Annotated in this window: 25 protein-coding genes and 1 pseudogene; 2 read left to right on the top strand and 24 right to left on the bottom strand. The window is 39.9% G+C overall.

Translation table 11 applies throughout. From position 1 onward, the window contains the following. Positions 1-13 precede the first annotated feature (13 nt). The 22 genes and pseudogenes from R7Z50_RS17125 to R7Z50_RS17015 form a co-directional block, all read right to left on the bottom strand. Positions 14-367: a DUF1428 domain-containing protein gene (locus R7Z50_RS17125; protein WP_005387184.1), complete on the bottom strand. Its 354-nt coding sequence runs from the start codon at positions 365-367 to the stop codon at positions 14-16. A 97-nt stretch (positions 368-464) separates the two neighbouring features. Then, on the bottom strand, positions 465-1,070 hold the full coding sequence (locus R7Z50_RS17120; protein WP_258481121.1) for a hypothetical protein: 606 nt from the start codon (positions 1,068-1,070) through the stop codon (positions 465-467). Between the two features lie 81 nt (positions 1,071-1,151). Next, entirely contained in the window at positions 1,152-1,448 is a 297-nt protein-coding gene (locus tag R7Z50_RS17115) for an antibiotic biosynthesis monooxygenase family protein (RefSeq protein WP_031781322.1), read from the bottom strand. Between the two features lie 143 nt (positions 1,449-1,591). Continuing rightward, on the bottom strand, positions 1,592-1,879 hold the full coding sequence (locus tag R7Z50_RS17110) for a putative quinol monooxygenase (RefSeq protein WP_158173947.1): 288 nt from the start codon (positions 1,877-1,879) through the stop codon (positions 1,592-1,594). Positions 1,880-2,016: 137 nt separating this feature from the next. Next, positions 2,017-2,658: an alanine--tRNA ligase-related protein gene (locus R7Z50_RS17105; protein WP_005377082.1), complete on the bottom strand. Its 642-nt coding sequence runs from the start codon at positions 2,656-2,658 to the stop codon at positions 2,017-2,019. Between the two features lie 142 nt (positions 2,659-2,800). Further along, positions 2,801-3,346, bottom strand: coding sequence for a GNAT family N-acetyltransferase (locus R7Z50_RS17100; protein WP_025768089.1), 546 nt, complete (start codon positions 3,344-3,346; stop codon positions 2,801-2,803). A 253-nt stretch (positions 3,347-3,599) separates the two neighbouring features. After that, complete coding sequence (locus tag R7Z50_RS17095; RefSeq protein WP_053306980.1) at positions 3,600-4,163, bottom strand: sugar O-acetyltransferase; 564 nt, start codon at positions 4,161-4,163, stop codon at positions 3,600-3,602. A 143-nt stretch (positions 4,164-4,306) separates the two neighbouring features. Further along, on the bottom strand, positions 4,307-4,720 hold the full coding sequence (locus R7Z50_RS17090) for an RDD family protein (RefSeq protein WP_021707760.1): 414 nt from the start codon (positions 4,718-4,720) through the stop codon (positions 4,307-4,309). Positions 4,721-4,861: 141 nt separating this feature from the next. Further along, on the bottom strand, positions 4,862-5,470 hold the full coding sequence (locus R7Z50_RS17085) for a pyridoxamine 5'-phosphate oxidase family protein (RefSeq protein WP_318149169.1): 609 nt from the start codon (positions 5,468-5,470) through the stop codon (positions 4,862-4,864). A gap of 143 nt (positions 5,471-5,613) precedes the next feature. Next, entirely contained in the window at positions 5,614-6,015 is a 402-nt protein-coding gene (locus R7Z50_RS17080; RefSeq protein ID WP_318149168.1) for a DUF2007 domain-containing protein, read from the bottom strand. Between the two features lie 104 nt (positions 6,016-6,119). Next, positions 6,120-6,641, bottom strand: coding sequence for a GNAT family N-acetyltransferase (locus tag R7Z50_RS17075; protein ID WP_258661316.1), 522 nt, complete (start codon positions 6,639-6,641; stop codon positions 6,120-6,122). A gap of 142 nt (positions 6,642-6,783) precedes the next feature. Further along, positions 6,784-7,155, bottom strand: a complete 372-nt coding sequence (locus R7Z50_RS17070; protein ID WP_132937087.1) for a hypothetical protein — start codon at positions 7,153-7,155, stop codon at positions 6,784-6,786. A gap of 160 nt (positions 7,156-7,315) precedes the next feature. Continuing rightward, positions 7,316-7,891 carry a hypothetical protein gene (locus R7Z50_RS17065; RefSeq protein ID WP_132937086.1) on the bottom strand — a complete coding sequence of 192 codons (576 nt, stop codon included), beginning with the start codon at positions 7,889-7,891 and terminating at the stop codon, positions 7,316-7,318. 788 nt (positions 7,892-8,679) lie between these two features. Further along, the gene (locus tag R7Z50_RS17060) at positions 8,680-9,084 is read right to left on the bottom strand and encodes a DUF1801 domain-containing protein (protein WP_206970907.1); all 405 of its coding nucleotides are present in this window, start codon (positions 9,082-9,084) and stop codon (positions 8,680-8,682) included. Between the two features lie 112 nt (positions 9,085-9,196). Further along, a complete protein-coding gene (locus R7Z50_RS17055; RefSeq protein ID WP_206959765.1) occupies positions 9,197-10,141 on the bottom strand; it encodes an FRG domain-containing protein in 945 nt (314 codons plus the stop codon). A gap of 630 nt (positions 10,142-10,771) precedes the next feature. Continuing rightward, on the bottom strand, positions 10,772-11,149 hold the full coding sequence (locus R7Z50_RS17045; protein ID WP_132937081.1) for a VOC family protein: 378 nt from the start codon (positions 11,147-11,149) through the stop codon (positions 10,772-10,774). Between the two features lie 192 nt (positions 11,150-11,341). After that, a complete protein-coding gene (locus tag R7Z50_RS17040; protein ID WP_206959763.1) occupies positions 11,342-11,962 on the bottom strand; it encodes an HNH endonuclease in 621 nt (206 codons plus the stop codon). A gap of 132 nt (positions 11,963-12,094) precedes the next feature. After that, positions 12,095-12,571 (bottom strand): annotated as a pseudogene (locus R7Z50_RS17035) (GNAT family N-acetyltransferase). Positions 12,572-13,309: 738 nt separating this feature from the next. Further along, on the bottom strand, positions 13,310-13,843 hold the full coding sequence (locus R7Z50_RS17030; protein ID WP_318149167.1) for a DUF6817 domain-containing protein: 534 nt from the start codon (positions 13,841-13,843) through the stop codon (positions 13,310-13,312). 199 nt (positions 13,844-14,042) lie between these two features. Further along, entirely contained in the window at positions 14,043-15,662 is a 1,620-nt protein-coding gene (locus R7Z50_RS17025; protein ID WP_225478318.1) for a Shedu immune nuclease family protein, read from the bottom strand. A 157-nt stretch (positions 15,663-15,819) separates the two neighbouring features. After that, positions 15,820-16,227, bottom strand: coding sequence for a hypothetical protein (locus tag R7Z50_RS17020; RefSeq protein WP_132937075.1), 408 nt, complete (start codon positions 16,225-16,227; stop codon positions 15,820-15,822). 133 nt (positions 16,228-16,360) lie between these two features. Next, positions 16,361-16,759 (bottom strand): DUF6232 family protein, encoded by a 399-nt coding sequence (locus tag R7Z50_RS17015; RefSeq protein WP_025519062.1) that lies wholly within the window; start codon positions 16,757-16,759, stop codon positions 16,361-16,363. 745 nt (positions 16,760-17,504) lie between these two features. On the opposite strand from R7Z50_RS17015, the gene R7Z50_RS17010 reads away from it, so the two are divergent. Together R7Z50_RS17010 and R7Z50_RS17005 are read left to right on the top strand one after the other, a co-directional pair. Then, entirely contained in the window at positions 17,505-17,789 is a 285-nt protein-coding gene (locus R7Z50_RS17010; RefSeq protein ID WP_005398409.1) for a type II toxin-antitoxin system RelB/DinJ family antitoxin, read from the top strand. Further along, a complete protein-coding gene (locus R7Z50_RS17005) occupies positions 17,786-18,064 on the top strand; it encodes a type II toxin-antitoxin system RelE/ParE family toxin (RefSeq protein WP_170890328.1) in 279 nt (92 codons plus the stop codon). Before R7Z50_RS17010 ends, R7Z50_RS17005 begins: the two co-directional genes overlap by 4 nt. Before the next feature lie 601 nt (positions 18,065-18,665). On the opposite strand, the gene R7Z50_RS17000 is transcribed toward R7Z50_RS17005, so the two are convergent. Both R7Z50_RS17000 and R7Z50_RS16995 read right to left on the bottom strand, forming a co-directional pair. Beyond that, positions 18,666-18,944 carry a hypothetical protein gene (locus tag R7Z50_RS17000; RefSeq protein ID WP_033007115.1) on the bottom strand — a complete coding sequence of 93 codons (279 nt, stop codon included), beginning with the start codon at positions 18,942-18,944 and terminating at the stop codon, positions 18,666-18,668. Between the two features lie 721 nt (positions 18,945-19,665). Beyond that, entirely contained in the window at positions 19,666-20,160 is a 495-nt protein-coding gene (locus tag R7Z50_RS16995; RefSeq protein WP_025637911.1) for a GNAT family N-acetyltransferase, read from the bottom strand. Between the last annotated feature and the right edge of the window lie 87 nt (positions 20,161-20,247).

Here is a 20,247-nt window from a genome sequence, read left to right as displayed (position 1 = left end):
ATTATTTGGTATTTTACTGCTCCAAAATAACATCAAATCCGCCATAAATGAGACGCTTTCCATCAAAGGGCATTGGGTTATTGTCTGGACTCATTCGAGGATCACCCATGATCCGCAGCCACCCTGAGTCTCGAACTTCTTTTGAAGGCCAGACTACCCACGAAAACACAACGGTTTCGTTGCTTTCAGCGTTAACTGCCATGGGAAATGATGTGATCTCACCATCTGGTACTTCACTCCCCCACGTCTCAACAACCTTTAAGGCCCCAAACTCCCTGAACATTTCTGCTGCTATTTTTGCGTGTGCGATATACTTTTCTTTATTCGCTGTCGGCACTGCAGCGACAAACCCATCAATGTATGACATAAGTAAACTCCTTTCATTGGAGTTATAACCATAGCTCAATAAAAAGAATGCACATGATGCCAAACCATAGAAGCAGGTACGTAATACAGCTTGAGAGCTACATTCCTAGCTTGGACTTTATATGCATATTTGAAAGGTATGTGTTTGGATCAAGCTTGGTTAGCATATTTATAATCTCCAAAACACTCGAATACTCAATACGTTCCTCTTCAGCATGCCCGATCCCACCTATTGTAAAGTGAGTAAAGCGGTAATCACGATAAACGTTTTGCAGCTGGCTAGAAATATCTTTGAGTAATCTTTTACTGAGGGCGAATGCAGGGTATTCACTACTTTCTGAAAGCTCTGCTGTAGAGCCAATAGATACAATATTGCATTTATCGTTAAGTGAACCTAAAGCGTTAAGCTCATTGACTAAATTAAGATACCCAATCGGACCAACATTCATAAACTCAATCAGTTCGTTTGTTGTCAATTCTGAAGACTCTCCCCACATCGACGCCAAATAAACTATGATGTCAAACTCTACACCTTTGAAGCACGTATAATCTGGTTTTTTATCGGGATCAACGTCAATACAAATAGAAACTACTCCATCCTCAACTAGCTTTGATCTAGAAATCGTATAAATTTCTGTACCCTGTAAGTTCGTAGCCAAGAACCTTCCTAGCCCCTTACTACCTCCAACAATTAAAATCTGCATAACCCTATTCCTTGATTAAGGTTGTCTTTCATATTATCCGCCAAACTGTGCATTAGGCATCACTTTAACGTTTCTATTGCCCTACTTAGTTCTATCTTCAATTTCATCGAATGGTTCAACTGAAATACGCTCTGCAATTTCACTCATCTTCTTCATTTTTTCTGGGTTACTAGTTCCCCAAAACCGCTCCCAGTCTTCACGTGTTCGCCACTTGGCAATAGTTAAAACCTTTTCCGGTACATCGTAAGAACGAAGCATAAAACTACCAAGCGCCCCATCTACTGACTCATGAATTGAATCTGTCGTCGAACGCCATATATTTTGAAACTCATCCATTTTTTCACTTGGCACACGCCATTCATACACAACTCTAAACATAACACTTCCATTAAAATTTCTAGATTTAATACGGCAAAGTATCAAGAACACTAAGCCAGGTTAATAGATGAATAAAGCAACATAGTAGAGCGTAGAGCAATCTAAAAAACAAAGCGTAAACGCTCTAAATCACTCCGATTCGATTAGTCATGCACACATTCAAAGATTTCGTATTGCCGTTTAACATTGGCTGTTACTTTTCCCCAATGTGAGGCTTGAACTCTTTCCTGATGTTGTTTAAAAGAGGCTTTGTCGACGAACTCCTCATAGACATCAAAACGAAACGGATTAGTCGAGCTTTGAGTCACAAGAAAAGTAAGGCAGCCCGACTCTTCTAACGTGAGCCTTTTGTGAATTATTAACTCATGTTTTACTAATTCTAAATCCTTTTCCGGAACTAAAATAAAGCCTTTCAATGTTACTTTCGACATATCATCCTCTCACCCCTGTAACCTTTTGTTCAGAAGTAGCCAACACGCCCTCAATCTCAACCTTCATATCGCAAATGTGAATCTCACCATGAATTAAATGCCACGTGTTAGGAATCTATTTCTAATGCCCTATCGACTTACGAGCATAAGGTTATCTCTACCCTTTCTTTGCCTTTACCGATGTTCTTGCGTTTTAATTGAATTTGGCCGACTTCTGATGTGCGCTTTAAGTGAGTGCCACCGCAAGGCACTTGCGCAAACCCATCCACTCTCCAATACCTTCTTTCACTCTCTTGATCGGAAAAGTCACTAATAATAACTGAATCAGAGTTAATCAAATCTTGCACATCAGTTTCAATTTCTTTCAATAGCGGGCCAATACTTTCAGACCACTCGAAATCTATGCGACTCTTATTTTCAGAAATATGCGCGCCTATCTTAACAATGCCTTCCCGACGCTGATAAAACATCTCGAGCACCACTTCAGCCGCAAAGTGTAGCTTCATTAAGGCATATCTACGCTTCCAATCAATATTCGTAGTTACAATGTCACCAAGAGTAAAATTTGGAGAGGATTCCAATGTGTAAATAAGTCGAACACCTAACTTTTGAGCAATCAAAACCGGAATACCATTAATCGTTCCTTTATCACTCTCTTGGCCTCCAGACTCTGCAAAGAAGATAGTCTGGTCCAATTCAACCTTATTTCCGTCTACATTGGTCACTCTTGAGTTAAGTTCTGTTTGGTAGGGATTAACCCAAAATAATTTCTCGCTCATGCTGCTATCCTTGCAGTAAGTCCTATCCGTGATAGTACATTCAGTGACCACCAAGTCAATTCAAGAAACCTCGCCGTCAAGTGTAAGGCTGTGTATTGAGTACGAGCAGGCTAGATCTATTAGATGCTTTTAAGGCTGGGTACTAAACGCTGTCCAGGGGTTTAGCTAACAACCCGTAAATTGCTGAATCTGAGACTACTCCATTCACTTCCCAACGCTGCCTAAGGAAACCTTCCTTTATAAAACCTAACCGTTCCAAGACTTTACCTGAAGAAGCATTGTCTGGATCTATCTCAGCCTCGATTCGACGTAAATTCAGTGTTTTGAATGCGTGTTCGATTAATGCAGTTCCCGCCTCTAATACAATGCCTTTACCCCAGAAATGACGACTAACGCCAAAGCCAATTTCTGCGCGCCTAGACTCTTTCACGTGATTAAACAGCATTATCTTACCCAGAAGTTGGCCATTGCTCTTTAGGAAGATGCCTAGTGTCACTTCTGTATTGCTATTCATGGCCTGTGTACTCTTGGCTATAAATGTCCGCGCTTCTTCAATTGAAACCCAAGGGCCAGAGTTCCAATATTTCATGACCTCATGGTCTGAGAAGATGTCAAACAATTCGCTTGCATCATCTTCAACTAGCTCTCTTAGAATTAATCGTTCCGTTTCAATCTTTGTTACTAACATTTTGGGGTCAGCCTTTTGGTTTGTTATTGGTGACGAAAATCCAATAAAAGTATGAGACACGTAATACAAATGATTTCGTATGAGACTTTTAAACAAGCTCAACGCACGGCAAAAGCGCCACGTGTAACGATTCTATATTGAAGCAAATTTTAGACATTCAAGTGCGTCAACAAGTAACCGCTGAACGCATCAAAGCTTGGGGTGAGTTGATCATAAGTCCTAAACTCAGGCTCAAAATAGTCCATATACTTTATTATCGCTTAGTGACGATTTCCTTCAGTACTCTGGCTGGGTTGCCACCAACAACGACATTGTCTCCAAAACTCTTTGTAACGACTGCGCCAGAGGCTACCACCACGTTGTTCCCAAGTGTTACGCCAGGGTTGATTACGGCATGGCCACCTATCCAACAATTGTCACCAATGTTTATGGGCTTTGCTAGCTCTAAACCACTGTTCCTCTCGATAGGATCTAAGGGATGAGTCGCAGTATAAATTCCAACTTGAGGCCCAAGTAAACAGTTATCACCAAACTTAACTTCCGCAACATCCAAAATCACACAACCAAAATTAGCGTAGAAATTATCTCCAACGTGAATGTTGGATCCGTAGTCGCAATTGAAAGAAGATTCAACATGAATATCGTCACCTGTTGTGCCGAACAAGTGCTTAGTTATTTCAACTCGCTTTTGTTTATGCTCAACAGAGGTAGCATTCAATTTTTCAGTTAGTAACCTAGCGCTCAACCTTAACTTTAATAACTCTTCATCACTTGGGTCATAAAGCTCACCTGCTAACATTTTCTCTTTTTCTGACATAAAACTTGGACTCCAATACCAATTTTCTTACAACGCTACATTAAGTATGTGAGTAACGCTACCACCTAAGCAAGGCTGCTCCACCACGAAAACAAAGCCCGACTTGAACGCAAGTCCTCAGCGCTATCAATTTTTTCAACAAACTAGTGCACTACCACCACCGTTCTCACTAACTTATCACCGAGCCGTTGCCTCTTTTTACCAAGAATGAAAATTGAGTCAATAAAACCTAAGAATGGAGTAATAACATTTCGAAAGAGCGACTGAAAAATATTGCACTTTTTACCCGTTCTTGCACTTATAACTGCAATGCCCAAAAGTTTTTTACCCACACTTTGACCATTTGGTAAACAATCAGAAAAAAGGTAATACGATACAGTCGCAGTTACTGCTGTAGCGCGCACAAGCTCTTTTTCAATACCGATTTCTAAGCCGACCCATAAAACGAGAGTAAAAATGCTAAAACTGACAAAAAGATCAATCATTTGTCCAACACACCTAACTCCCGGACTAGCCAAAACGTAATTTTCTAGAGTAAATTTTTCTGCATTTTTCATTTTAAAATTTGGACTAACAATTGTTTATTTGTGAACTAACGCTATTGAGACAGTAACATCCCCACTAAACCTAATCCATACTTCCGCAGAGCACGGTCGAACCTGATTTTGCTATCTTTTCAATATATTACCAAGCTCGTTCTAAAGGCTAGATTGGTAATACTTCAACATATCTTCTTGATTAAGCGCTTTACTTTCTAACTTTTGTTGATCTTTAAAGATTTGAGCTAATGAAGGGAGAATTGAGCGATTTACTTTATAGTCATCAGACCAAAGTTTCCCTCTCATCACCGCTTTCGCACAATGAAAGTACATACTCTCTATGACTATTTTGATAACAACCTTAGGATCTTTACTTCCATCGGGGCAAGCAGATATCAAGTTGGCGTCGGTGTGAATACTTGCGATTCCTTTAATACGGAGCACTTCATCAATACCATTTACCATCAATAACAACCCTACCTTGGGGTTACTAATGATATTTTTTAGACTATCTATACGATTGTTCCCCGAGCTATCAGGGAGCAACAATGTTGATTCATCTAAAACTTTTACGAAGCCAGGCTCCCCTCCTTTAGGAGAGAGATCGATATACCCTTGTGAATCAGCGGTACTTAGAACTGCAAAATGGCAATTATTAATTAATGTAATCGCATGAACATCCAGCACAGGCAGCGCTTTATTTTTAGCTCTCGCACTTGGCTCTGCGTAAATTTCTTTTAACTGCTCTATTGTTTTAATTTCACTCATTCAATGTTATTCCTTCACTATCGTATAATACTTTGCTTGTAAGCAAGCAGTAACTCTGACTTCTTGTATAGGCACTCGACCTAACTCATCGTAAAAATACTACGAGTACAAGTTGTCTCTTTAATGCCTTGTTACCTAAAGATTTAAAGTTTTTCACTAAACTCCCCACACTGCTTACACTTATAACCATGCTTGTAAAAAAACAGTGGAAAACCCAGTAAAATAAAAACTAAGAAAGCTGGGCGTTTACCTTTTGTAAATGCAAATAGATCTTTACTACCACATTTAGGGCAAACGTCTTTTTCTTCATCAACGTCAACTTCATTTCCCAATGATTCTGCGAAATCGCTACTAAGTATTTGTTTCGCATCTTCTGTATCACTTTCGGCCACCATCAGACGGACGCCGCCTATTGCATTTGAATAAAGCCACTGAGTATTTACCGTGTGCTCGTCAGCGATGTAACTTTCTATTCCGACACTATCTAGGCTTGCTCTCGCAATATGAGCTTCATGAGGAAAAGAAAACCTTGCTACTACAATCACATATTACTCCTTGTGGGAAAACGCGCTCGTAAGGTATAAGAAACGCTAATTGGAAATGCCATGTGTAGTATTTCTTTTTGAACAATTTATTAGCCCACTACAGACTAATACATATACCCTAACCAATCTATATGACCAACAGCCCAAGTTTTACCGCTGATAGGTTTAACATATAAATCATCTAGTTGATCTACAGCGACACCGTAATTTTTATGTTCGTGAACTCGCAACCAAGAACTTAGAGAGTTAAGGCGCATATAACCATTAGCCACATAAAAACGCTCCAAATCGGAGACTAAAATGATGAAGTCGACATCTTTAGTGGACGCATACTCGCTGAGTTGAGACAACATTGTTGTGCCAATACCTTGTCTTTGAACTTTGCTCTCGACACAAAAGTCACTCACACCTAATACTTTATAAATTTCATCACCAACGCGAACAACTCTGTAGTCTAATCCCATGTAACCAACTAACTGATCACCTTCGTAATTCAGAACTCTCATATGCGGGAGTTGCTTATAGTAAGAGCGAGTAACTTGGTGTTCAGGAAACGACTGGTTTCTAAGAGCTTCAATTGCATTATGCTGCGCTTTAGATAATTCGATTTCTGGGTAAATATCCATATTTGACCTTTGAGTATTAATGACCTTTTGGAGGTGAGCAACGCAATACCGAGCCTTCCGCATACCGCCTTAAACACGAAAACCAACGCATAGTAAAAATGCCACGCGTTGCGAATCGCTATTGAACAGTTTGTTATGCTAATTACTCCAGTTGCCAAATCTCTGTAGATTTAAATGCATACATATACAGCGGGTACAGGTAAACAAGCATCAGTCCCATCCCTGTAACAAAAAAGAACAAGGTTCCTGGACTTAGATAAGTCAGTAAGAAGAACACACTAAATATTGCAATGCCCAGCATAGCAAGTGCATTTATCCCAAAGATGATGATCGCTAGCACTTTGCTACCGACGGCAACTCGATAACTAAAGCCGTAAAAGCTGACAAGAGATATTGCGGATACAAATGAGCCTATAAATGCTCCAATATTTAACTCTTTAAAAAATGGGAGTTGAAGAATGCTTAAAACCGTTAAGAAACACATTACCCAGAATACAAACTTCCACTTTTTCACGAATCTTCCTCATTCGTAGAACGCCCACGTAAGTGGAGAGCACCGCGACCACAACACTCAACCATTACACCGTAAACACTAAAACCAATTCAAACCAAAACCGCCAAGCATTACGAATCCGTCTTAAAGCGGTTGTTAGACGTCTTGAACTCACTGATAACTACCATACTCTCCACCATGGTTTACGTTCTAAATTAAACACATTATTGGCGAGTTGGTTTAGCTTTATAGCCTGACTTTCAGACAAATAGAACCAGATACTGGCTTGTCCATTATCCTTTGGATAGAAATCGAACCCCGGTTGGCGTAAATCGCTTAGTATAATTTCGATAGTTTTAGCATCAGCCCAATCATCGTCTATTTCAGGCTTTAGCAACCTTTTAACACCATCAACTGAATATTGGAGCTCTGCATAATGTTCTTCTAGGTTTACAGTATCTCGCAGCCCCTCTAAGTCCTTAGTTCTGCCTGTGATTCGATGGAACTGCTTTACTATTTCAATATAGGAACCATCCTCTTCAATCGCCTCTGCATCGAAATTCCACGCCTGATCACAAACAAACCGTCCCCATGGTTCTTCTTCAATCTCTATTCCGTATACAAAAAGAATTAAATCAAAAGGGTTCGATTCGTATTCTTCTCTAGAATATGAAAGGAGTAAATCGTTAATAGTCACACCTTTATTCAACGACAACCCTATGTCTGATAACTTCTCAATTTGTTCTTCGAGTTTCATTAGCTAATATTCCATAGTCCATTTCATAGACGCCTAACGCCGCGTTAAGTAGTGAGCAACGCAATACCTATGCTACCGCATACCACCGTAATCACGAAATCAACGCATAGTAAAAATGCCCCGCGTTGCGAATCACTCTTTAGTAGTTTGTTAGTCACGAGGCACCGAGCGATAATTTTAAGCCAAACTAAACTTTGCGAACAACAAACTTTATGTGCTTTGATGCACTTAAGTCTGGCGTAGTCTCAAAGCGACTATTCAATGAAACCAATTGGAACAGCAAACGCCGCAGAAAACGGACTGATAACACCCAAAAAGCGCTTTTTGAAAACCAATCTAACAGTGCGGACTTTCAACAAAGTCACTGAAACCAAGTGGAATTTACAACACCAAAGAAAACGTCATTTCAGAGAGTAAATCGGCTTTTGTACCAACAAACTCACCGAGTGGCGTTGCAACCAAAAACAGACTCTTGATTGCCCTGCTCTGTCAGCACCGAAGTACAAAACAGCAGCTAGGACAGTTACAAAACTTTGGATTTGAAGCTGTTGAAACTGAGTTTTGACTATCGACGACACACCGGCGTATCAAACGATCATCAGCTAAATTTTAAGCTTAGAAACGTAATTTTGATTGCTAACTTTTTCTGGCGACTAACGCCGCGTTAAGGGGGGGGGAAAGCGCCACCACCCGACTTAAACCATTATGCCATAAACACTAAAACTGATTAAAACCAAAAATGCCAAGCGTGGGGAATCCCTCTTGAACGCTTTGTTATGTGAATTTTTTCACGCGCCCAAAAGAGGCAAATTTTTACGCTGCTGATAAGTTAAAGCCAACTCTAAACAGGACTTGATTGCTGTTTCTGGCAACACTTGCGATATGGACAGAACGATTGCTCTTTTTCCCTGAAACACCAGTTCTTCACCATACAATTCTCGAAATGTATCGACTAACTTAGTTTGGCAGTTAAAGAACAGGTAATAATTGTTAGGGGATTTCAGCTTCCAGTCCATTCTTAGCGGGCTGACTGTTTTTACACTATAGCTGGGTTCACCCCACTTTAGAGTTTCATCGACTTCACCCAGATCCAAATCAGATACGATTTGAAAGACTAGATTTCGTAGCTCCTCTAGCCTAATACGAGCATTTTCCGGATATTCCTCGAAGCGCTCTTTGACTACCTTGTTCACTGGAACCTTCTATTCACATAACGCCGTATTAAGGTGTGAGCAACGCTTGGCTATACTTGAGCTAAGCGAAACTGCCAAGCGTTGCGAATCACTCTTAAATGCTTTGTTAAGTTCATTTATTGTTATCGTGATATGCTCCATTGCTAAGCATCCGTTTGGTAAAAGCTGGTGTCGCTTTCCAGAGTAAATTTTCCGATTCACATTCGAGGCTACGATTTGCAAATTCAGCAGCACCAACAAGATCAGGAAAAAGAGAGCCGCTATGTATATTCATAACCGTTAAATGACGTAAAAACGCTTCTCTTTGCGTATTCGGTATTTCTATTTTGTAAAGAATTGGGGCCATCCCATTTAAGTCGATATTATTTTCAATAAACTCTTCTATATCTTCACCGTTTGGTATACGCGTAAACAAACCACTTTGACTAATTATTCTGGAGTTTTCATCAGTTAACCCTGAGAGCACCATAATAGTGTCAGATTCTTTTATTTCCTTATGACAGTACTCTGGCGAGTTAATAAAAATCTCCATCATCCCATCATGCGAATAAGCCCAAATAGCTCGGCAACCAGATTCATCTGGATCTGCTTCACTAAACGCAAAGTATGCTGAAACATAAGGATATAAAGTCCAGTCTAGGAGAGGGGTTGCTAAACCAAAATGTTGACCTAATGCCCACCATTCAATATCTGACAATGTCTTAGGTAACTGTCCGCGACGACCTGTACACGCCTTTTTAAATGTGCTTATTAGCCTATCTAACACTTCATTTCTAGGATCTAGACTCAAATTCAGATTCCTTTCAACCAGATATATATTTTGCTCTGATAACCCCTTAGAAGGCTCTGCTTCATCTAGCTTTTTTAGGGCTAACCTATATTCACGATCGAATTTTGAACGTAACGGCCAATTGGAGCTTTTTTGTCCTCGAAAAACATATTCATTCCAATCAAGAAAGTCCTTTTCAATTAGTGCTTCAAGCTCATACCAATTATTGACTCGTACCGTCGCGAATGCTTTTCCACAATTCCAATCTGGAACTTTAATATTGCACATTTATTTACTCCGAATTAAATGAAACTTAACGCCTTGTTAAGGTGTGAGGCACGCAATACTGAAGCTCCCGCATAACACCTTAACCACTAAAACCAACGCATAGTAAAAATGCCAAGCGTGCCGAATCACTCTTGAACAACTTGTTATGAGACATTTTTTCGCAATAGATTCTTTCTGTGTTTTTGATACTGCCTACTCTTAAAAATCCAATCACTGCTTGCGAGAAATACCGCGCCAATGACAGTAACTAAGTAAAGCCGGTACGAAATAAAAGGCGACAAGTTCAAGTAAAAATCGTTTTGAACAAATGCAGTACCAAATACAAATGGTACACAGAAAGCTAATCCATGAGTAAGACAGTGTCTGAGAAAGCCTCCCTTTTGAATCTTTAGCCACTGAACCTGTTTTTTCCGTTCCATCTATTCCACTCTATTCTGCATTTTTCATGGTGGCTCATAACGCCGCGTTAAGGGTGAATGCCATACAAACCCACCTTCCGCAGACCACGTTCACCACAAAAACTCAACGCATAGTGAAAATGCCACGCGTTGCGAATCCCTCTTGAACAGTTTGTTATGTTGAAACTCAGCACGTGTTTTACATTAAACTTTTACCGCATTTTCAACTGCATCAAGACTTCCAGGTGTCAAAGACAGCCTCAATATTATGACCATCTGGATCATGAACGAAGCATGCATAATAGTTCTCGGTATAGTGAGGTCGCGGTCCTGGAGCTCCGTTGTCTCGCGCTCCTGCTGAAATAGCTGAGTCATAAAACTCTCGAACCTTTTGCTGACTCGCCACACGAAAGGCAATATGAAAGCTCGTTAAAGCACCCTCAGCCTTAGCACTACAGATCTCGAATAAGAAGCCCTTACCGAGGTCGAAAGCCCAAAATTTACCTTTTCCACCAAATGCAATTTTGTACCCTAGTGGACTAAAAGCTTCTTCATAAAACTTCCGGCTTCTTTCTAAATCACTAACGGGAATTGTAACGTGATCAATCATGTATATACCTAAGATATTGTGTGGAACAAGAGATTAGCTGAATACCTGTGGGCTTTGAAGCACTATTTAACATAACGCCCTGTTAAGGGGTGAGCAACGCAATACTCAAGCCGCCGCATACCACCACCTTAAACACTAAAACCAACGCATAGTGAAAATGCCACGCGTTGCGAATCCCTCTGAAACAGATTGTTAGGCTATGTTTTCCTCGAACCAAAAGTCATGTTGATTCAATTGAATGTCAAATCCACTTTTGGATAAAAAGTTAATCTGCTCTCGATTGAACTCTACTCCGTGCTCTTTTTTGAACTCCCTCATTTGACATAAAAACCTAAACTCCTCAATGTCTTTAGTTCCTTTTGAGGAATTACAGGTTTTACAACACGGAAATAAATTTGAGAATTCTGTTTTACCTCCTCGAGACTCGGGGAAAAAATGATCAACAGTTAGCGTTTCAAGCGTTAATCCAACCCCGCAGTAGTAGCAAAAACCGGAGGTTTTGCTAAAAACATCCGACCTATACTTTTTCACGGCGCTCTTTCTGTCATTTGGTTTAACAGTATGGTCGAGGAAATCTGGATCTACTTTGTTTTCATCAAACAAATGAATGTACTTTTCATCAATCTCCCAAGGACCGTCATAAGAAAAAGCTCTTGCTAAAATTTTGCAAGCGTTTCGAGAACATCCGACAACGGTGTAGTTTATACCCTGCTCATTTTCATACCACCCTTCAACCTGAGACATAAAACCCCCATGAACTGGACAGCATCCTTTATTAAGCCTATTTAAGCGCTCTTCTACTTTCTTTCTCATTGCTTCCTCGGAGCCTAACGCCCTGTTAAGGGGTTAGCAACGCAATACCGAAGGTTCCGCATAACACCTTAACCACTAAAACCAACGCATGGTAAAAATGCCACGCGTGCCGAATCACTCTTAAACAGTTTGTTAGGTGCGTAGCCAAAGTTGGTAAAAGTCTGTTTCATCGTGCTTGGGATTATTGCGCACGAACTCCCAACCATGGCGCTTATAGAATGTGAGAGCTCGATGGTTAGTTCGGCTTACTGAAAGTACAGCACGCAAACAACCCGCTTTACTCAACGTCCTTACAATATAATCCTGCAATTTTGCAGCGAGTCCTGAACCACGAAAATTCGGCTTTAAGTAAATGAGATGCACATAGCCAGTCTCCGGCTCGGGTGAAAAGCTACGAAACTCTAACTGCCCTGCAAACTGACCATCCACAAATATATGGATATAGAACCATCCTGATGCTGCTAACCGGTCTAATACTCATTCACGATACCCACTGATGAAGTCGTCGAAACCATCGTAATGCCCAAAACTACAAAAGTATGCATCTTTTCTCGCAGCAACGCACAATTCGAAATCATCAATGTTTATCTGCTGAAAAGTAATTTCCATACTTACCTTTTCCTTCAAGCACCTAACGCCGCGTTAAGTAGTGAGCAACGCCACCACCACACCTAAAACATTGTGCCGTAAACACTAGAGCTGAATCGAACCAAAAATGCCAAGCGTTGCGAATCTGCCTTAAACGCTTTGTTAGGGCACTTCTCGCTTGACATGAGTGCTTAAATGCATAGTATAAATTTCAAGCGGTTATCCGCGAGGTGTCAGGCAAAATTAAGGTAACTAAATACCAAAAGTAAGATACTGAAACTAACATAACTGAATAAAGATTAGAGTAAAGAGCTACATAAACTAGACTACTATTTCAATGCTTAAGATGCTAAAGCTCATAAGATTGAAGACAAACACTAATTTTAAAACTCTCTCTAATTTAACTTAAAACGACTAATTTCAATATACCTGAAACTCAAAACACACCTTCAAGCCTGATAGTCACCAACCCTTAGAGGCGTTGACTATGAAGATTAGTTTTAGTGTTTCTGCAGCATTTCACGCTTGGTTTCTGAAACTTGAGTTTGCTTTCGACAGAAGTAACTCTAGCCAAGGTGAAGCAGAGGAAGCTTAAATTCCAAGCCCACTGTTGATATGGTGGGCTTTTTTACGTTTGTACCCTAACGCTCTGTTAAGGGATGAGTAACGCAATACCGATGTTGCTGCATACCACCTTAATCACTTAAACCAACGCACAGTGAAAATGCCACGCGTTGCGAATCCCTCTTGAACAATTTGTTATGCGAAATTCGACAATGCTGATTTGTACGCCTTTCTAGCCTCGAAACTTAAGTAGTTGTCCATACCTTGGAACAGTTCAAATAGCTCAGCACCATATTTGAGTTTGAACTCTTCACTGCTATAAACAAGCTCTAGCTCATTAGCGACAGTTAACTCGCAAAACAATTTCACCGTTGCACTGTCGAGTTTGAATGTTGAACCAGCAAATCGATCTTTAAATTGGATTTCTGGCACTTTGCCAAATTGAGGAAATACATAGTCTCGGTCACATGAGCAGTACAAGTAAACCAAAGCTTCTTCATCACACCCAATAGTTCGTGCTATTTCTTGGCGCTGACTTAGCGACACCATATTTTCATCGAAGCCCGCAGTTCCATAAGCAGCATGAAAGAGACCTGCAATTTGAAGTAACTCGCTACTACCCCAACTTATCAGAACATTTTCAGTCCCTTTAAGGTGCGCTTCCAATGAACCGTTAAGGTGTTGAAAGTCACCTGCACCAAGCTCTTGTAGCATTCCAAACTTATCCATAAATATCCATTTCCTTTAGGTCGCATAACGCTTTGCTAAGGTGCAGCTAACCAACCATTAAGTTCAAGCAAAGCCACCGTAATCACTAAACTCACCCAAACCAAAAATACCAAAGGTTAGCTGTCACTCTTAAGCAATTTGTTAGCATTCGCTTATTAGAACGCCAGAACACATATTAATAACGGCATAGATGCATTTACTAGTTTAAGCCACCAATCATTCCCATAAGCCGTTTCATTCGCTCCAACAAATCATCATAGGTTATTATCTTTACCTTACGATTCACATTTAATGAAAACAAAATTTGTTTTTGGTCTTCTGAGAGGTCTTTTGAGCGACCAATAACGACAAAACCTTCAGGATTATACTGATTCGTTAACCATTTCGGTGCATTATTTGTCCCTAATCTAATTTCGTTAATCCAGTCTTCCACTTGTTGAGATGCATGAGTAACTTTTTTTCTTATACGGTTGGACTTCGTAAATATTTTATCACTATGACGCTCCAACTCAACCAATACTACTTTTTTGTCGACTTGCTCATAACGTATAACTAAGTCTGCTCTATAGCGACCTATTCTAACTTCGCTGAACATAGAGGCCATATGACTATCTAAAATTTGTGGATTTTTATTTAAAAATTCATGTAGCTCTTTTTCTTTTGTCGATCTACTACCAATTAGTCTACAGAAATGAACAAATCTATTTTCCAGTTTCGTAGAATCAGAAATTTTGGGGCATAAACTAGATATTTTCTCTCTAAGAGCTTGTTCTTTAGTTTTAATAGGAATACCTGAGTCTTCAATTTCTTCGACACCTATCGGAGGCATCAACTCTCCTCCTCCCTCAGACAAAACTTTCACATCAGTGTTCTTAAATTCACCTAATATTACCGCTGGAACCATACTAATATCCATTGCTGCATAAGCAAGGTATACAGGATAATCGTCATCAGTTATGAAAACATTACCATCTTCATAGATAAGCAACTCAGAAAAAGAAAAGCCAAAATCACACATTTTGTTAATGTAAGACTGAATTCTTTCTTTCGGAATAGATAATGCGTATTCAATATCACGTGGCTTAATAATATTTAATGGAACTTCTGCTTTATAGCATTTTATTTCATTTTTATGAGCCTTAACTATTAAATCTAATAAATAGTCATTATCAGTAAGCTTATCTTGTTCATCAACAATTATTAAATCTTTTGTTAATACTGGATACTCGTAACGGTGATAGGCTATTAAACATCGGAGAGCAAATACGGCATACTCATTTGATTGCACACTTTCCTTAGATATATGAATCCAGCCATTAATGGTAAAAAGAGAAACAAATGGCTCTGGTTCTTTTTTACACACTCGAATTTCTAGGCGTACTGCTTTCTTCGTTAAGTACTCTCTATCGAAAATTGTTATAGAATAGACTAAACCAGCGCCTTTAAGCTCTTCTCTTTGAATTAACACTCCTTTTTCTACATCTTGAATACGAGAAGTTATAAAGCAAAACTCAGGAAGAGGTAATGTTTCCAATTGAGATATCTTAGACTTACATTCCTCAAGCTGTGGTAAATCGCCTTCAGAATAAACTAAATCTTTTTTTATCATTAAAATTGCATTATACATATCACCAACTAAGGGGTTGGCTTGATAGTGCTCTAAAATCCAACTTTTTATTTCTTCTGAACTTCCTATCCTTTTTTCTCCTTCCGAAATCTCTAGTAGAAGCTCTCTTCTGAGCTCACTAAGCATTGAGAAAACTCCATTTTCAGATGAAGGAGTTCCTAAATTCTCTACTCTTTTCGTTACAAGTTTCATTATAATCCTTCAAAACCTGATTGACGCTATTTGCATGCTAACGCCGCGTTAAGTGGTTAACAACGCTGACAACCGAACCTAAGCCATTGCACCGTAAGCACAAAACTCAATTTGAACTGAGAATGCCACGCGTTGTGAATCCGTCTTAAACGCCTTGTTATAACTTCAGATACGTGTGGATTGTTGTATGTAGGTTTTTAAACCCTGTTAGCTCAAATTCCAGTACCCATGAGGATTCAAGTGTCATAGGTAACTTTCCATTTGTCGATTCACCAAATTTAATTTCAGTGATATCAACAGGACTATGAGCTGCAAAGAAGTAAACTGACCCATCAATATACCCGTCATCTGGGTTTACAGGGAAAGTAAATGTTCTACCAGTAAGTTCATTAAGCTCTGTAGGTAAATTAATACCGTTTAGGCTAATTACAGTTTCTATTGTCTCAGAATAGTCGTCTAGACTAAGTTCAAACGGCTCTATTCCTATCTCAAGTGAGACGTCGCCATCGACACCAGAAATCTTTGCACTTGTAAATTTGAGCTTTTCTATCGGGAAATTTTCCACTCTTCCTCCTGAGTTATAACGCCGCGTTAAGGTGTGAGGCACGCAATACCGAAAGTTCCGCATAACACCTTAACCACTAAAGCCAACGCATAGTAAAAATGCCACGCGTGCCGAATCACTCTTGAACAATTTGTTATACGAATTTCTTCAGTGCCAACACTTGCTGTTCAAATAACTCACAATCTGACTTTGAGTATGACTTAGCGACATTAACCCATTGAACGCCCGTTTCATCTATGTGGCGAAACTCGACTTGAAGTGCATATTTAGAACAACGAAAAAGAGCAAAAACCAAACCTACAACCGTCAGACTAAGAACTAAAACTAGTAGCCATTGTGGCACCTCTTCCAACCTTGGAATAACTAACCAAACTGCCCCTGAAAAAACACACACCCAGAATAAAACTTGACCTAAATTATCAAGAAAACTTAACTTTTTAACCCTAACATTGTTTATCTTAGACAAAGGATATGAGTCTTTCTTAAACCTGAACTCTTTTGAATCCAAGTTAAAATCAGTATTTTTGTACATAATTTCCCTCTATTCGTATAACGCCTTGCTAAGGTGTGAGTAACGCAATACAAAAGCTACCGCACAGCGCCTTAATCACTATAAGCCACCGCAAAGTAAAAATGCCACGCGTTACGAATCACTCTTAAGCAATTTGTTAGTACATGCGCTACTTCTATTTATGCGCTCCAAGATATTGAAAACTAGCATGATATGAAAGGTTTTGAACACTGAAGTGAGACGGGCAGCAACAAAACTTAATTCCAATTGAAAGACGAAAGTTGGCTAGAAGAAAAACGCACTGAACTGCTCTACTTCCACTTGCTTCAAATTAGAAAAGGATTCGATCCTCGCACTTTGATGGCAACACCCAACGAACGACAAGATTAACTCAGGAAGTACAACGAAAACGAAGAAGCGCCAAAGAAATAGGCTAAGAGTTAGAGACCGTAAACGGTGAAATCAAAGCAAACACTCCGCATATAGTGCCACCGGAAAGAACGTGACAGGTAAAAACTGAAAGGTGTAAAGACGAGCGCGAAAACAGATAAACACCAAAACTTATGACCTTTGACGTCAAACCCGTACTAACGCCCAATTAAGGTGTGAGGCACACAATACGATGCTCCCGCATACCACCTTAATCACTAAAACCAATGCATAGTAAAAATGCCACGCGTGCCGAATCACTCTTAAATTGTTTGTTAGTTGCCCATCTCAAAGCCTAGTGCTAACATTTGTACACACACCAACAAAGGAATACATCATGGACACTAGAATTCAATTTCGTGTTGATGAAGAAACAAAACGCCTAGCTCAACAAATGGCTGAGAGCCAAGGTCGAACTCTAAGTGATGCTTGCCGTGAACTTACTGAGCAACTCGCTGAACAACAAAGAAAAACATTATCTCACGATGCATGGCTAACTGAACAAGTAAACCTAGCATTTGAGAAGTTTGACTCAGGAAAATCCGTTTTCGTTGAACACCAAACTGCTAAGTCTCGAATGGAAGAGCGCAAAGCCAGAATCCGTAATCGAGGTAAGCAATGATTTTATGGGAAGAAAAGTCACTTAATGATCGTGAAAAGATCTTCGAGTTTCTCTATGACTTCAACCCTGATGCGGCAGAAAAAACTGACAACCTCATTGAAGCAAAAGTAGAAAACTTGCTTGAACAACCTTTAATGGGTGTACAACGAGATGGCATCCGCGGACGATTGCTCATTATTCCTGAGATTTCGATGATTGTCTCTTATTGGGTCGAGGGCGATATCATCAGAGTTATGCGAGTACTCCACCAGAAACAAAAATTCCCTATGGATTGATTGCTTCCTCTGGGGAACTAACGCCCTGTTAAGGGGTGAGCAACGCAATACCGAAGCCGCCGCATACCACCTTAATCACTTAAACCAACGCATATCAAAAATGCTACGCGTTGCGAATCCCTCTTAAACAGTTTGTTAACTGAGCGCCTTTCAGTTTTCGCCGATCTTACAGCCACTTTAGCCAAAGCTGGTTTTCCTAATTAATGATTAGTAAAGCTAACTCAAATATGTATTTAACTAAAAGATTACCGTTTACCTTTAGTTTGAAATGCGTCTCACAACACCATACTTCGGCGATGTAAGTGCGCCGAACTAATCGCGAATGCCTTATATTATTAGAAGGCTTTGTGCCGCCTTTCTCATGAGAAAACTTAAGTACCAAATTGAATTAGTCGCATTAGCTTAATTAAGGGAACCGACCAAACACGCTAAACCTCTGAACCTAGTAACGGTATCAATGTGCTTTCATATTTTCTGCGCCAGTTAACGCCCTGTTTAGGGGTGAGCAACGCAATACCAAAGCCACCGCATACCACCTTAAACACTAAAACCAACGCATAGTGAAAATGCCACGCGTTGCGAATCCCTCTTGAACAGTTTGTTAGGCGACATTTCTACGTTTAACTTCTTTCTCATACGAAGATTCGTTGTATAACCAAATAGCCCAAAATGCGAAAAACATCCCGATCGTGTAAATGGAGTAATTAAGAGCATTATCCGATAAGAAAATCGTAATGCTTGCAGCATCAGAAGATGGATAAAGGAAAATAACATTAAAAATTATGTACAAAATGGCTGTGACGAAAGTTGTTCTGAAAAGCCAATTTAAACATCCTTTCTTTCGAGATTTTTGCCAATTATCAAATGCTTTACCATTCATTAATCCACTCCTTTTCTATTAACTGAAGCTAGATTCACGCCAAGATACTATCACTACTCTATCGTTGATCTCATGTCGCCTAACGCCGCATTAAGGTGCGAACAACGCTAAACCACCTAACCTAAACCATTGCACCTTAACCACTAAAACCGAGTTTAAACCGAGATCGCCAAGCGTTGTGAGTCACTCTTGAATGCTTTGTTAGGCGCTTCACGCAAATAGTTAAAACTGGATTTAGAAAACAACCTTTTGGAAAAAGAAATTCACGTAAGCCACTGAATTTGATTAAAACCCAAATGCTAAAGCGGCTAAGTCTCTGAAACCCACTGCAACCAAAACACCAAAGAAATTGGCTTTTCAGCACATAAAAATAGATTTTGGAAAGACTAACTTTCAGTGCAAAATTTCAGCCAATAGACCCGTTTCGACGGCAGACAAACTTGAAGTGATTTGAGCCAAAGAAACTAACAACAAACCGACTCCAAAACTGAATGAGGCAACCCGCAAACTTTGACATGTTTTACAGATTGAGTGATTCAAGAACTTGGTTAGATAAGGCCAAATTGCCGAAAAACTAGAACAAATGGCCAAAGAGAAATTAGAGATTTGAACAAAGAAATTTCTTACTGCGCCTAACGCCGCATTAAGGTGTGAGCTTCGCTTGGCTATACTTGAGCGAAGCGAAACTGCCAAGCGTTGCGAATCACTCTTGAATGCTTTGTTATGTGCGTGCTAAACGGTAGCGCCTTACCGTACCCTCACTCTCATCTGTGTAGTTACCGAGGTATTCACCACCACAGTTTTCGATGACCTTTTGAGATGCGGGATTGTCAATTGAGCAAGTAACAATTACTGAATCAGTGACAACATGGTCTCGCACCCATGCAAGCAGAAATGAGGCTACACCCTTACCACGAGCTGACGGTCTAGTTTCGTAGCCAATATGACCAATGACATTTTCTACGTTGGCGTTAGTACCTTTGCGAACTCGGATTGCACCTAAAATTTCGGAGTTCGATACACAGTAGTAAGTTGTGCTAGGTAAATATCCCTTTGGTAACTCGGAGATTGCCTTTGAGCGTTCGACCAAACCTGACAAATAAGCTGTAGGATCTTGCTCCACACCCGAATATTTTGGAATACCCGATTCTAGGCATTCTTTCGCATAACTCGCTAATATTGGCGCCAAATCAGGGTTGGCCTCTACCACCTCCATGTCAATTTTCGTAAGCGTTCACCGAGGTATCTTGACTTACCAGATCTGAAGAAACATATGCAGTTTATAGATCAAAAACGTTTGGGT

This window comes from Vibrio sp. 1249-1 (assembly GCF_033340495.1).
The sequence above is the reverse complement of the archived record's forward strand: the minus strand, read 5'-3'. Positions and strand labels throughout refer to the sequence as shown.

Excerpts from the sequence above, each read along its gene's own strand:
- R7Z50_RS17055 (WP_206959765.1), bottom strand. The coding sequence starts at position 10,141 with ATGTGCAATATTAAAGTTCCAGATTGGAATTGTGGAAAAGCATTCGCG.
- R7Z50_RS17125 (WP_005387184.1), bottom strand. The coding sequence starts at position 367 with ATGTCATACATTGATGGGTTTGTCGCTGCAGTGCCGACAGCGAATAAA.
- R7Z50_RS17105 (WP_005377082.1), bottom strand. The coding sequence starts at position 2,658 with ATGAGCGAGAAATTATTTTGGGTTAATCCCTACCAAACAGAACTTAAC.
- R7Z50_RS17010 (WP_005398409.1), top strand. The coding sequence starts at position 17,505 with ATGGACACTAGAATTCAATTTCGTGTTGATGAAGAAACAAAACGCCTA.
- R7Z50_RS17040 (WP_206959763.1), bottom strand. The coding sequence starts at position 11,962 with ATGAGAAAGAAAGTAGAAGAGCGCTTAAATAGGCTTAATAAAGGATGC.
- R7Z50_RS17110 (WP_158173947.1), bottom strand. The coding sequence starts at position 1,879 with ATGTCGAAAGTAACATTGAAAGGCTTTATTTTAGTTCCGGAAAAGGAT.
- R7Z50_RS17100 (WP_025768089.1), bottom strand. The coding sequence starts at position 3,346 with ATGTTAGTAACAAAGATTGAAACGGAACGATTAATTCTAAGAGAGCTA.
- R7Z50_RS17085 (WP_318149169.1), bottom strand. The coding sequence starts at position 5,470 with ATGAGTGAAATTAAAACAATAGAGCAGTTAAAAGAAATTTACGCAGAG.
- R7Z50_RS17090 (WP_021707760.1), bottom strand. The coding sequence starts at position 4,720 with ATGAAAAATGCAGAAAAATTTACTCTAGAAAATTACGTTTTGGCTAGT.
- R7Z50_RS17015 (WP_025519062.1), bottom strand. The coding sequence starts at position 16,759 with ATGTACAAAAATACTGATTTTAACTTGGATTCAAAAGAGTTCAGGTTT.
- R7Z50_RS16995 (WP_025637911.1), bottom strand. The coding sequence starts at position 20,160 with ATGGAGGTGGTAGAGGCCAACCCTGATTTGGCGCCAATATTAGCGAGT.
- R7Z50_RS17120 (WP_258481121.1), bottom strand. The coding sequence starts at position 1,070 with ATGCAGATTTTAATTGTTGGAGGTAGTAAGGGGCTAGGAAGGTTCTTG.
- R7Z50_RS17065 (WP_132937086.1), bottom strand. The coding sequence starts at position 7,891 with ATGAAACTCGAAGAACAAATTGAGAAGTTATCAGACATAGGGTTGTCG.
- R7Z50_RS17025 (WP_225478318.1), bottom strand. The coding sequence starts at position 15,662 with ATGAAACTTGTAACGAAAAGAGTAGAGAATTTAGGAACTCCTTCATCT.
- R7Z50_RS17030 (WP_318149167.1), bottom strand. The coding sequence starts at position 13,843 with ATGGATAAGTTTGGAATGCTACAAGAGCTTGGTGCAGGTGACTTTCAA.
- R7Z50_RS17095 (WP_053306980.1), bottom strand. The coding sequence starts at position 4,163 with ATGTCAGAAAAAGAGAAAATGTTAGCAGGTGAGCTTTATGACCCAAGT.
- R7Z50_RS17045 (WP_132937081.1), bottom strand. The coding sequence starts at position 11,149 with ATGATTGATCACGTTACAATTCCCGTTAGTGATTTAGAAAGAAGCCGG.
- R7Z50_RS17075 (WP_258661316.1), bottom strand. The coding sequence starts at position 6,641 with ATGGATATTTACCCAGAAATCGAATTATCTAAAGCGCAGCATAATGCA.
- R7Z50_RS17000 (WP_033007115.1), bottom strand. The coding sequence starts at position 18,944 with ATGAATGGTAAAGCATTTGATAATTGGCAAAAATCTCGAAAGAAAGGA.
- R7Z50_RS17005 (WP_170890328.1), top strand. The coding sequence starts at position 17,786 with ATGATTTTATGGGAAGAAAAGTCACTTAATGATCGTGAAAAGATCTTC.
- R7Z50_RS17115 (WP_031781322.1), bottom strand. The coding sequence starts at position 1,448 with ATGTTTAGAGTTGTGTATGAATGGCGTGTGCCAAGTGAAAAAATGGAT.